17 protein-coding genes are annotated in these 10,383 nt (G+C 44.8%); 5 read left to right on the top strand and 12 right to left on the bottom strand.

The window, feature by feature from the left end:
• Positions 1 to 1,054: 1,054 nt before the first annotated feature.
• The 10 genes from O9332_RS16640 to O9332_RS16595 all read right to left on the bottom strand — a co-directional run bounded on the left by O9332_RS16640 (position 1,055) and on the right by O9332_RS16595 (position 6,383).
• On the bottom strand, positions 1,055 to 1,363 hold the full coding sequence (locus tag O9332_RS16640; protein WP_002752921.1) for a DUF2442 domain-containing protein: 309 nt from the start codon (positions 1,361 to 1,363) through the stop codon (positions 1,055 to 1,057).
• A complete protein-coding gene (locus tag O9332_RS16635) occupies positions 1,344 to 1,580 on the bottom strand; it encodes a DUF4160 domain-containing protein (RefSeq protein ID WP_002763445.1) in 237 nt (78 codons plus the stop codon). Before O9332_RS16635 ends, O9332_RS16640 begins: the two co-directional genes overlap by 20 nt.
• A gap of 142 nt (positions 1,581 to 1,722) precedes the next feature.
• The gene (locus O9332_RS16630; RefSeq protein WP_230400958.1) at positions 1,723 to 1,773 is read right to left on the bottom strand and encodes a hypothetical protein; all 51 of its coding nucleotides are present in this window, start codon (positions 1,771 to 1,773) and stop codon (positions 1,723 to 1,725) included.
• A 190-nt stretch (positions 1,774 to 1,963) separates the two neighbouring features.
• Positions 1,964 to 2,332, bottom strand: a complete 369-nt coding sequence (locus O9332_RS16625) for a hypothetical protein (RefSeq protein WP_002752923.1) — start codon at positions 2,330 to 2,332, stop codon at positions 1,964 to 1,966.
• Positions 2,329 to 2,604, bottom strand: a complete 276-nt coding sequence (locus tag O9332_RS16620) for a hypothetical protein (protein WP_002752924.1) — start codon at positions 2,602 to 2,604, stop codon at positions 2,329 to 2,331. The genes O9332_RS16625 and O9332_RS16620 overlap by 4 nt, the downstream gene beginning before the upstream one ends.
• A 249-nt stretch (positions 2,605 to 2,853) precedes the next feature.
• Positions 2,854 to 3,219, bottom strand: a complete 366-nt coding sequence (locus O9332_RS16615) for a clan AA aspartic protease (RefSeq protein ID WP_008205585.1) — start codon at positions 3,217 to 3,219, stop codon at positions 2,854 to 2,856.
• Complete coding sequence (locus O9332_RS16610; RefSeq protein ID WP_002739245.1) at positions 3,216 to 3,491, bottom strand: hypothetical protein; 276 nt, start codon at positions 3,489 to 3,491, stop codon at positions 3,216 to 3,218. The genes O9332_RS16615 and O9332_RS16610 overlap by 4 nt, the downstream gene beginning before the upstream one ends.
• Before the next feature lie 291 nt (positions 3,492 to 3,782).
• A complete protein-coding gene (locus tag O9332_RS16605; protein WP_002763441.1) occupies positions 3,783 to 4,289 on the bottom strand; it encodes a hypothetical protein in 507 nt (168 codons plus the stop codon).
• Between the two features lie 517 nt (positions 4,290 to 4,806).
• Entirely contained in the window at positions 4,807 to 6,258 is a 1,452-nt protein-coding gene (locus O9332_RS16600) for a RecQ family ATP-dependent DNA helicase (protein ID WP_288026492.1), read from the bottom strand.
• 2 nt (positions 6,259 to 6,260) lie between these two features.
• Positions 6,261 to 6,383 carry a hypothetical protein gene (locus O9332_RS16595; protein ID WP_288026490.1) on the bottom strand — a complete coding sequence of 41 codons (123 nt, stop codon included), beginning with the start codon at positions 6,381 to 6,383 and terminating at the stop codon, positions 6,261 to 6,263.
• 55 nt (positions 6,384 to 6,438) lie between these two features.
• Between O9332_RS16595 and O9332_RS16590 the strand changes: the two genes are divergently transcribed.
• From O9332_RS16590 to O9332_RS16580, 3 genes are read left to right on the top strand one after another with little or no spacing between them, the layout of a single operon-like run.
• Positions 6,439 to 6,624, top strand: a complete 186-nt coding sequence (locus O9332_RS16590; RefSeq protein WP_002752941.1) for a DUF3285 domain-containing protein — start codon at positions 6,439 to 6,441, stop codon at positions 6,622 to 6,624.
• Between the two features lie 11 nt (positions 6,625 to 6,635).
• Complete coding sequence (ybeY, locus tag O9332_RS16585; RefSeq protein WP_002763439.1) at positions 6,636 to 7,148, top strand: rRNA maturation RNase YbeY; 513 nt, start codon at positions 6,636 to 6,638, stop codon at positions 7,146 to 7,148.
• A gap of 28 nt (positions 7,149 to 7,176) precedes the next feature.
• On the top strand, positions 7,177 to 7,665 hold the full coding sequence (locus O9332_RS16580; RefSeq protein ID WP_002763438.1) for a diacylglycerol kinase family protein: 489 nt from the start codon (positions 7,177 to 7,179) through the stop codon (positions 7,663 to 7,665).
• A 153-nt stretch (positions 7,666 to 7,818) separates the two neighbouring features.
• Here O9332_RS16580 and O9332_RS16575 read toward each other — a convergent pair whose 3' ends face one another.
• Positions 7,819 to 7,980 (bottom strand): hypothetical protein, encoded by a 162-nt coding sequence (locus O9332_RS16575; RefSeq protein ID WP_196219891.1) that lies wholly within the window; start codon positions 7,978 to 7,980, stop codon positions 7,819 to 7,821.
• Between O9332_RS16575 and O9332_RS16570 the strand changes: the two genes are divergently transcribed.
• The gene (locus O9332_RS16570; protein ID WP_002738935.1) at positions 7,970 to 8,209 is read left to right on the top strand and encodes a DUF4327 family protein; all 240 of its coding nucleotides are present in this window, start codon (positions 7,970 to 7,972) and stop codon (positions 8,207 to 8,209) included. The genes O9332_RS16575 and O9332_RS16570 overlap by 11 nt on opposite strands.
• A 227-nt stretch (positions 8,210 to 8,436) precedes the next feature.
• On the opposite strand, the gene O9332_RS16565 is transcribed toward O9332_RS16570, so the two are convergent.
• Complete coding sequence (locus tag O9332_RS16565; protein ID WP_002763435.1) at positions 8,437 to 9,627, bottom strand: class I SAM-dependent methyltransferase; 1,191 nt, start codon at positions 9,625 to 9,627, stop codon at positions 8,437 to 8,439.
• Positions 9,628 to 10,208: 581 nt separating this feature from the next.
• On the opposite strand from O9332_RS16565, the gene O9332_RS16560 reads away from it, so the two are divergent.
• Positions 10,209 to 10,383: helix-turn-helix domain-containing protein (locus tag O9332_RS16560; protein WP_288026495.1), on the top strand; the 175-nt coding region annotated here is incomplete at its 3' end.

Genomic DNA, 10,383 nt, shown 5'->3' with positions numbered 1-10,383 from the left:
GGAAATAATAATTCCCATTATTATTCTACTAATGACAGTAGCCTAGTTACTCAGGAGCCGGATACGGCGAAAGTCGTAAGTCCGGTTTTGAAGCAGGGGGTGGGAAGGCGACTTCCTGCTCTACTGTAACGGGTGTGGGGTGTAGGGTTTTACCCATTTTCAGGCGGTCAATTACCTAATTTTCAGGGAAAAAGTCCCTGAATTTTCCTCCCAATCACTCCAATCGCTGGTACTTTTTGATTTCAAAAAAGTCTAAAAATATTATCCAACAAGGTTTTTAGATTTATTCAGCAACCCCTAGATAGGCCAGCGTTTCAATCGGGACTAACTTCTGGGAAACCCGCTATATATCTCCTGCAAAAATCAAAAACCTTCCGTTAGGTTAGGAGAATCCGAGACAGGAGAAGAAAAAAGACATAGAAAATTTAGTACAAACGCTCTGCTCTGGCGCTCCCTAGCTTACCAGAGGTCGATTATTCACTAAATGGTATCAAAAAAATCGGGTCTAAAACCTCGTCTTTACTCGTTTTATTGTAACGGGATTTGGGATCACAACTTCAATCAATGTGCATGGTACGTTCCCCAAAAATCGATCGCTGGAGCAGTAGGACTTGCATTAAGGAACGCACCCTACAGCGATAGCGATCGCACTGGTGTTTTTCAAAAAAAGCGTGAGATTTGCCATCTGGCAGGGTTGATCGCAGAGCGCAAAGAAAAGCGCAATCGCTCGTTGTTAAGCCTCTGCCTCATTGTCAAGGTTTAAGTAGGGTCTGCTGAAAAAGTTTTTCGGTGGGGGCAGGGTGTGGGGTGTGGGGTGTGGGGTGTGGGGTTTTACCGGTTTTGAGGTGGCCAATTACCTAATTTTTAGGGAAAAAGTCCCAGAATTTTCCCCCTGATCACTCCCATACCTGGTACTTTTTGATTGACAAAAAGTCTAAAAGTCTTACCCAACAAGGTTTTTAGATTTATTCAGCAAACCCTAAGTAAATTTTGATATAAATTACAGGGCAAGAATGGAGGAGTTTGGGTGGCACAACAGAAACATTGTCCCCATTTACTCGGTTACAGTTTGTCTGCGAGTTGTTAACCATCGATTCAGGGAGCGTGAACTCTCGCTACTGCGCCGACCAGCTAATAGTCCTTCGATACCAATATGCTCATCTAGATCGAGCCATTCGATAGCACATCCATCCGCTAAGAGTTGCCAATTTTGACGCTCGGCGGGGGAGGCGTGCAGTAAACGAGGGTACCATGTTAGCGGAACGGTGATGCTGCGACCGTCGGCTAGGTCGATTATTAATTTATCGTCGGTTAGGGTCACTTGATGGGCAATTGGCTCGGTTTCAAGGGTCAAAGTAATCATGCCATGCGGTTAGGATTGCGGGTTGATGTTCTGTTATTAGTTTAGCAATCTGGTTTAATTCATGTTCTTTGAATCCTCGGTTTTTCTCTAAGGTAATGGGATCAAGCCAATATTTAGCGAGTTTGCGATCGCGTTTGACATGGATATGGGCTGGCTCTCGTTGATCTGAACTGAAAAAGATAAAACTGTAAGGCCCAACTTGAAGGACGGTAGGCATGAGAAAAGCTATTTTAAAGGTATATTTAGCTCTATGCTCTTATTATATGTCAATTTCTCTAATTCACAATTACCCACAAAAAAAGAGACCCTTGCAGATATCCTGTTGTAATACCTTCAATTAACGCTTAGTTTTTGTCTGCCTAGGCGCGGCGGCGCTTGAAGCCAGCCCCCAGAGCGACGACGGCCCCCAGACCAACGAGAGCAGAGGGTTCCGGGGTTTGAGCGGGAGGAGCGGCATCGCACTTTAACCCACAGTTTCAATCAATGTGCATGGTGCGTTCCCCAAAAATCGATCGCTGGAGCAGTAGGAGCCATATTAGGGAACGCACCCTACGGCTGCGTTGTTAGACCGCGCCTCACCGAATCTCTTCTAGCACTGGCTCATAAGGCTTCAATCTTGACCTTACCGCCCTCAATGTTATCGACCTGCAACCGATATCTGTAAAGCAGCGCCATTCCTAGTAGAGGCTCTGTTTCTGATTCTGCAATATCAATCTCTTGGTACTGCCCATCCCATATCACAGTCCCAGTGTACAGATCAAAATAAGTTTCACTGCCATCACCCAGCGTGACAAAATCAGAACCACTCCAAGGTAAATTTAATGTAGCGATGATTGTAGAGGGCAAAGATAAAAATCCATTGAACCCAGTATCAATCACCGCGTCAACCGCTTGCAGTTGCCGATTTGAGTTTCCGACTACAATCCTTAGCGTGGCTTCACGCCGCAAATTTACAACACCTTCCATCATGGATTTTTCTTCAAACTCCGTGCCCCGAAATGATAAACAGCGCGATGTCCGATACGAATGATCCAAGGTTGGGCATCGGGGTGACGTTCAAAGAGTCGATTAGTTGCAGGCACAACGTTTTCATCGACTTCAAACTCTCCAGTTTCAATGTCGATCGCTACAATCTTACCTTCATTACCGGCTTCGACTTGCTGCCGAATGCCAGATTCGTAGAGTTTTTGCCCTCGCTCGGCTAACTCATCTTTGGGATAACGCCGTTGACGAACTGCCATAGGGTTGACCTCAACTCAGTATTTTGCCTTAATGATACTCTGATTTATTCTAACGAAGTGCTCCCGCTCTACTACTGATGAGCCGCCTCATCGGAAGCCCCCCAGTGGTGCACTTCAAATTTGAATCGGCGCTTCAATCAATGTGCATGGTGCGTTCCCCAAAAATCGATCGCTGGAGCAGTAGGAGTCGCCTTAGGGAACGCACCCTACAAGATCGGCGTGCTGCTACGCAGTGCCTTCGGCATCGCACTACAAATCATCAATCGTTACCAACCCACCTTCCGTAAACTGAATCACAAGTTCATGGCTATCTAATAAAGCAGTTCCAACCAGGGGTCGCCGCCCTGTGGCAAATACACGAGTTTCTCGCTCCTCACCATTCCAGATAATAATTGCTTTGTGAAGAGGCAGCATTACTTGGCTGTTGTCTGCTAAATTCGCACGCATATCGTACCTGAAAGGAAGATTCAGTAATGCTACTGCTTCGGGTGGTAAACAAAGCTCATCTGTAAATCCTGTATCTACTACAAACTCAATCGGAAAGTCAGCGCGATTTGGAATCCGAAATGGGATAGTGATGATCGGGTGTCCATTAGCCACAATACCTGAAATCACTTAACTACACGCTCCATAACACCCCCACCAAAAGCGGCGGCAACGTTGTAGCCAATTTTGATCCCAAAGAGCCGAGCATGGGGGTGTTTCTCGCTCAATAAGTCAGCAGCGTGTAAGCCATTTTCATCAACTTTGTAGTCACCTGTTTCAATGTCAATGATAACCATCTTGCCAATGTTTTCTTCAACTTCCACCTCTTGGCGGATTCTGCTTTCGTACAGTTTCTCTGCACGTTGAGCAACTTCTTCACGGCTTAAAAGGATTGCTTGCATATACTAACTCCTGATTACGATTTGACTTCTGGAGACCCCTCTATAATATCTCACAGGTCTGTAGGATGAGCTAATGCCCATCCTACTACGTCTCTACAAGATCAGCGATCTGCTACCCAGTGCCTTCCGCATCGCACTTTAACCCACAGCTGCAATCAATGTGCATGGTGCGTTCCCCAAAAATCGATCGGTGGAGCAGTAGGAGCCACATTAGGGAACGCACCCTACAAGATCGGCGATCGTACTGGTCAGCGGTTACCGAAAACTTTGCGACTCTACAAACGGCTTCAATCAATCCGCTGCACCAGAATTGTTATGAATTTTCTTTTCTGATTCTATGTTCTCCCTCAGTTCTACAAACTGTTTTCCGGTAGGCGTTATTTGTACATGATCTGACAGATTCCTTCCTTCAGATGGAATACCTGTGATGGACTCAACTTCGATGTATCCAATATCTCGAAGATGGTAAAGTTCTCTCTTTAAACCTTTGTTTATTTCGTAATTTCCAAATCTTCCAGACTTAAGCTTCTTTAGATTGAAGTACATATTTGGAGACATTGTTGTTAAAAATAGATCCGAAACTTTCTCATTAACATCACTCAACTCCTTACGTACATCTCTAACCTCATCTCTTAATTCTCCAATCTCTAAGGGCCCAACTTTAATAGAACTACCAGACTCTAATCTTTTTGTTAACACCTTCCGTAGCAACTTAAGTTCAGGTCTGAGATAGACAACCAAACCAAATATTAAACTAATCCAAAGAATTGTCTGAAATAATGGTACGAAATCCTTCATTTTAATTCAAATATGTCGTCTTAATGGACAAAAAATAGCAAGTCTCAACTTGCGACACGCTTAGGATTTTGGTTTATGAATATGCATAACTATTAATTATACATAAACTCTCTGTATAACACTCTCCAGAGTAACAATATGGGTCAACTTTCGGCACATCACCCCATTTAGGCGCGATCGCCAGAACTTTTCCCTATATCACGCCCAAAAGCCTGTTAGCCAGATTAGCTTACCGCAAACAGCCTCCTTTAAGGAGACTGATCACAGAAGCTTTCTAGGAATCTAGCAAAGATTCTTGTATCTGGCTGCACTTTGTCACAGAATTTCACTATTATTTCGGGTAAGGTATGGTAAATCTCTTGATAGATTCAATCGGGACTAACTTCTGGGAAACCCGCTATAGCTCTCCTGCAAAAATCAAAAACCTGACCTTAGGTTAGGAGAATCCGAGACAGGAGGAGAAAAAAGACATAAAAAATTTAGTACGAATGCTCTGCTCTCCCTGCTCTGGCGCTTCCTAGCTTACCAGAGGTCGATTGCGACGACAATTATCACAATGACCACAGCGAAAATTATCGGCATTTTCCTGAAAACCAAAGGCATTTAAGAGAAAGTGCCAACGACAGCGACGGGTATAGAGATAGGGAAATATCTCATTTCTGGGTTTAAAAGTCATCTTGGCGGAATTATGGCGATAAATAAGCCGATAATGAAAAGGATCGAGCCATTCTAGGCGATCGAGACTGTGTAAAAGGGAGAGAATGAGCGCACCATCGGGAAATTCGGCACTAATCGCCTCTACTTTGCCCTCTAGGGGAATTTGGGCTAAAATTTGCCAAGCTTGTCGGTATTGGCGTTCCTGTTGGGAGTTAAAGAATTTTTGCTGGTTTTTATCGCTATTATCTAACCATCCCGTCGGTTCACTAATTAAGGTGAGAGCCTGCATTTTACCCCCATCGCGACCACCGCGGCCGATTTCCTGTAGGTATTCCGATAGTAAAGCTGGGGGTTGGTAGTGGACAACCCAACGCACATCGGGTTTATTGATACCCATGCCAAAAGCTGAGGTACAGACAACAAAAGTTAAATCCCCCCGCAGCCAATTTTGTTCTATTTCCCGACGCTGAAAGGGGGATAAACCGGCATGATAGGCACTGGTGCGATAGTGGAGAGATTGCAACCATGCCGCTAAATTTTCACTATGGCGACGGGAACGAGTATAGATCAGGCCGGATTGTCGAGGTTGACCGGTGAGGAAGTTTAATAGTTGATGACGACGACAACCGGGGCTAATACATATTTTGGTGCTTAAGTCAAGGTTTTGACGGTAAGGATTTATTAAGAAAAGTTGTGGTTTTTCTAGTTGTAAGATGCGGGTGAGAGTCTCACGGGTAGCGGGGTTAGCGGTGGCGGTAAAAGCAGCGATCGCTATTTGGCTGCCGGCCGGTTTCGATTGCAGAAGAGCGGGACGGACGGCCCCAAGACGACGGTAAGCAGGACGAAAATTATCGCCCCACTGGGTTAAACAATGGGCCTCGTCGAGGATGAGAGCGTTAATTTTAACGTGGGGAAGGGTTAATTTTGACCAGAGGGGCGGACTTAAGAGGGTTTCTGGGGAAAGATAGAGAAGTCGCAGGGTTTGATCTGCGATCGCTGCTAAGGTTTTCTTTCTCTGTTGTCGGGGGATTTCGTTATGAATCAGGGCGACGGGTAGTTTTTTAGCTAATAATTCCTCCACCTGATTTTCCATCAGGGCCACTAGGGGAGAAATCACTAGGGTTAAGCCGGTTTTTAATAAAGCGGGCAGTTGAAAACAGATAGATTTACCAAATCCCGTGGGCATGACAATTAGGGCATCCTTTGCCGCTAAAATCGTCTCGATAATCTCCTGTTGGGGAAAGCGAAAGCTATCATAGCCCCAAATTTTTTGAAAAATAGTCTGGATGCTTTCGGGATATTGGGAAGACATGGTTAGACTGCTGGGGTGTGGGGTGTGGGGTGTGGGGTGTGGGGTGTGGGGTGTGGGGGAGTTGAGCGGTTTTGACTATCCCGGAAGGGGAACGATTTTCCCCCGGACTTGAATTTTTTTGGCACTTTTTTAATAATCTGTTACACTTATAGCGATCAATCTTTGTCTGGGGAATTACTGATGACTGAACCTGTTAGCACCACTGACCCCGCAGTAGAAACCGCCACCGAAGCGCAACCCAGTTACGTCAAGCTGGCGATGCGGAATATGGTCAAGAAAAAAGGCGTCTCGTTAAAACACTTTTTTTTGACTACAGCAGCCCTATTAGGCTTTTTTGTCGGTATTTCCTATCTGACGCGTCCCTAGGGTGAAATCTGGTGAGTGAGACTTTGCCCCTAGGGGTGGATTTATGCCTACAGGATAATTATTTTAATCCCGGAAATAGTCCTGTGGATGGGGAAACTTGGCACTATTGGTTGGAGACATGGTTAGGCTATCTATCGGATTATCTCCCCCTTGCCGCCGGTTATGAACTAAGTTTGCGTTTAACAGACGATCGAGAAATTCAGACCTATAATTGCCAATATCGCCACAAAGATCAACCGACGGATGTTCTCGCTTTTGCCGCTCTGGAAGTGGATTTACCAGTGGATGAGGGCATTTTAGAGACAGAACCTTTATATTTGGGGGATATTATCATCTCTGTGGAGACAGCACAACAACAGGCTTTAACACAAAATCATTCTTTGGCGCGAGAATTGGCCTGGTTAACTGCCCACGCTTGTTTACATCTTTTGGGTTGGGACCATCCCGATGAAACAAGTCTGTTAGAAATGCTATCTTTACAGGAAACTTTGTTAAAAACCGTCGAAATGCCGATACATAGTTAGTTATTTTTGTCAAGCATTATTGAGGAATATGAAGACAAACTATCATCAAGCCAACCAATCTACCAGCCTATCTAATCCCTATCTCAACAATAATTTTATCCCTCGATCGGGACAGGTTAGTGAGGGCAACAATCCCAGTCAAAGAGAATACGCTTGGCAAGTCGCCTCGAATCTGTTAGTCAGTTTTCGCTACGCTTGGGCCGGAGTCCGTTATGCTTTTGTTAGTCAAAGAAATTTTCGCATTCACACCCTGATTACCCTAGTAGCGGTTAGTTGGGGCTTATTTTTGCGGGTTAATGCCATGGAAATGGCGATTGTCACCCTTACCTGCGCTCTGGTGATGGTCTTAGAATTAATTAACACTGCCCTAGAATCAGTCGTAGATCTGACGGTGGGGCAATCCTACCATGATTTAGCCAAAATAGCGAAAGATTGTGCCGCTGGTGCCGTTTTAATCGCCTCGATCGCCGCTTTACTCGTAGCGGCTTTTATTTTTATTCCCCATTTATTAGTTTAAGTGGGAAGTGGGAAGTGGTGAGAGAGGAGTAGGGAGAAAAAGCTAACTCCTGACTCCTGACTCCTGACTCCTGACTCCTGACTCCTGACGGCTAAAAAAGCCGATTCGGTATAAGGGGACTCGACAGCTTTTAGCCGATAAATTTAACTTTTCTTAACCTAAGCCTAAACTGGTGAGGGGAGAGGGTTTCGCTATATATAAAAAATTGTCATCCTCGATACAGCAAAAAATCTCTTTTGTCCCCTTATAGGTTAGAGTATAGTTATTGATAAGACTTTTTTGTAGATCTTGCAGGAAATCTCCCATGAGTGCCATAACTTTCTCCACCGCTCCCACCGCTTACTCTATCAGGATGATTAAGGACGAAGTCCGTCAGATGGTAGAACAGGGGGTAGTGAGCAGACACCAACCGATCTACACCCTCTGTCAGTTCATTCCCCCTCGGGAGTGGGTTTGTGTTGAATGTGAACTAGAACGGTGTGACTACCTTCTCAGGGATCAAATTGGTGACTTAATCGCCTCGGAATCTTGGGATAATGACTAAACTCCCGTTTGCCGATCTGGGTAAAAATCGGACCAATCAGAAATTTATCAGCCTTGTCCACTCTATATAACTATTATAATTCAGCCCCGGTTAATTCTGGGGCTGAAACTATGGGGAGAGAGGGGGATAATTGTTGAGAAAAAAGAATTTTTGGCAAAATTTAGCCAAGTTAGTTTAAAAGTTACCCATTGCCAAGGGACGCTATCTCTAACATCCCCAAATTTTCCCTAACTTAAAATCAGTAGTTGGCGCTGTTGTAAAGAACGCACACCAGTTAATCCTAAAGCAACTTGAGCGTCGATTGCTGCCACGGTTAAACGACCATCACAAGCTTGTAAAAAAGCAAATTCTCTCTCCGAGAGATTAACCGGCCGATAATCGTAATCTAGAACACTTGCACTAGGCCAACCGTAAAGACAGGGATGAACTTCGGCCACTGCATTCTCGAGGACTTGATCCCTGGACCAATCGGCAGTCAAAATCGGTGGTTTAGCGAGGAAAAATTCATAGTGGGTGATTTCCGGGTCTAATAATTCCGTCAAGCGATAACGTTCCCTTTCCCCTAAATTTTGCGCTCTAGCCATCAATTCGGGGGATTTACCCAATAAACGCTCTAATTGCCAGTAGGAAGGGTTAGAAAAGCCAATAAAGGCTAATCCTGACGCATCAATCAGTTGAAAAAGGGTATCGATATTATAGTCCACTTCCCGGGGGTGAACGTACATATCAGCGAAGGACTCATCGCGATGATTTTCCATTGACCAACGCTCTTTTTCCCGTTTCAAAATGCGATTATTTTCTGGTAGGGAGGCAAAAATCTCTCGGCCGACAGCGACCCCATCTTTATAATCCCCGCGCCGGTCTCCTTGCAAAAGTGCGATCGCCGATTGCATTAACTGGATTTCCCAGCGGCCCAATTGTGCATAGACAAAAATGTGCAGCAGACCACCGGGGGCCAGTTTTTGCGCGAGGGATTGAATCCCTTTAATCGGGTCCGGGAGATGGTGCAGCACCCCGACGCAGTTAATTAAATCAAATTCTCCGGGGAGATTAGTGGCGGATTCAAGGGGTAAATGGTGAAAATCCAGAGAACCTCGGTGTTTTGGTGCGACTCCAGAACGATTACAGCGTTCTTTGGCGATTTCTAGGGCTTTTTCACTGATATCTATAGCGACTATATTAGCAAAAGGGTTGAGCGCGAGCAGATATTCGGTTCCCGCACCAGTACCACAACCCGCATCGAGAATGCGGATATCCTCTCGTTCGGGTTTACGATGACAACAAAAGTTATAGGCAGCAATCCAATTCCAGCGCCAATTGTAACCGGGAGGAGGTTCATCTAGGAGCGGTTCGGGGGGGAAAGGATAGGTATTGTAGAGACGTTGTACAGCAGTGCGAATAGTAGCGTCGTCGGACATGAAAATTGGCGGAGTTTAGGATAACACTCGATCGATTGTCTCACAGACGGCAGCGATCGGGAAAGTCGGCTGGGGTTTTTTTGAGTTGGTCGAGGGTAAATAGGGTTTGCGGCAAAAAGTTTTTCCTGGGGGTAGGGTGTGGGGTGTGGGGTGTGGGGTTTTACCGATTTTCAGGTGGTCAATTACCTAATTTTCAGGGAAAAAGTCCCGGAATTTCCCCCCAATCACTCCAATGGTCGGCACTTTTTGAGGGAAAAAAAGTCTAAAAACCTTATCCAACAAGGTTGTTAGATTTATTCAGCAAATCCTAGGTACATCGAAAATTAAAATAAGTTAATGATAGAGTAAAATCCTCTAGTTTTATGTTGACTTCAATCAAATTGCTTCTAAAATCTACACATAACTTTATTCGTAGAGCAAATTATTCGATGTATGAATAATCTCAAAAAATCTCTCGGCATTTGTTGACCGTCGCTTCTGCTGCTGTGGGTGTCCCCGAACCCACGGGTGTTCTTGGTTATAAGCTAAAACGCACTTAAACCACCTAAAATAGAAATAGTAACTTGAGAAAAATCCTACTTATGCCAGCCAAAGATTTACTAGACTTAGAAGAAAAGAAAAACTTACAAAAAGCTCTTAAAGAAGAAGAAAGAGCAGAGGTTAGGGAAAGAATTTTAATGTTTCTCTTGCTAAACGACGGAAAAACTCAACGAGAAATAGCTGAGTTTATTGGCTGTTCACTCAAAACAGTCGCCC

The organism is Microcystis sp. LE19-10.1B, assembly GCF_027530565.1.
Taxonomy (GTDB): Bacteria; Cyanobacteriota; Cyanobacteriia; order Cyanobacteriales; family Microcystaceae; genus Microcystis; species Microcystis aeruginosa.
The sequence above is the reverse complement of the archived record's forward strand: the minus strand, read 5'-3'. Positions and strand labels throughout refer to the sequence as shown.

Bases quoted from the DNA above. Each gene is read 5' to 3' on its own strand.
- O9332_RS16570 (WP_002738935.1), top strand. From the start codon at position 7,970: ATGAGTGCCATAACTTTCTCCACCGCTCCCACCGCTTACTCTATCAGG.
- O9332_RS16620 (WP_002752924.1), bottom strand. From the start codon at position 2,604: ATGGCAGTTCGTCAACGGCGTTATCCCAAAGATGAGTTAGCCGAGCGA.
- O9332_RS16605 (WP_002763441.1), bottom strand. From the start codon at position 4,289: ATGAAGGATTTCGTACCATTATTTCAGACAATTCTTTGGATTAGTTTA.
- O9332_RS16580 (WP_002763438.1), top strand. From the start codon at position 7,177: ATGAAGACAAACTATCATCAAGCCAACCAATCTACCAGCCTATCTAAT.
- O9332_RS16590 (WP_002752941.1), top strand. From the start codon at position 6,439: ATGACTGAACCTGTTAGCACCACTGACCCCGCAGTAGAAACCGCCACC.
- O9332_RS16610 (WP_002739245.1), bottom strand. From the start codon at position 3,491: ATGCAAGCAATCCTTTTAAGCCGTGAAGAAGTTGCTCAACGTGCAGAG.
- O9332_RS16635 (WP_002763445.1), bottom strand. From the start codon at position 1,580: ATGCCTACCGTCCTTCAAGTTGGGCCTTACAGTTTTATCTTTTTCAGT.
- O9332_RS16640 (WP_002752921.1), bottom strand. From the start codon at position 1,363: ATGATTACTTTGACCCTTGAAACCGAGCCAATTGCCCATCAAGTGACC.
- O9332_RS16625 (WP_002752923.1), bottom strand. From the start codon at position 2,332: ATGATGGAAGGTGTTGTAAATTTGCGGCGTGAAGCCACGCTAAGGATT.
- O9332_RS16565 (WP_002763435.1), bottom strand. From the start codon at position 9,627: ATGTCCGACGACGCTACTATTCGCACTGCTGTACAACGTCTCTACAAT.
- O9332_RS16600 (WP_288026492.1), bottom strand. From the start codon at position 6,258: ATGTCTTCCCAATATCCCGAAAGCATCCAGACTATTTTTCAAAAAATT.
- O9332_RS16575 (WP_196219891.1), bottom strand. From the start codon at position 7,980: ATGGCACTCATGGGAGATTTCCTGCAAGATCTACAAAAAAGTCTTATC.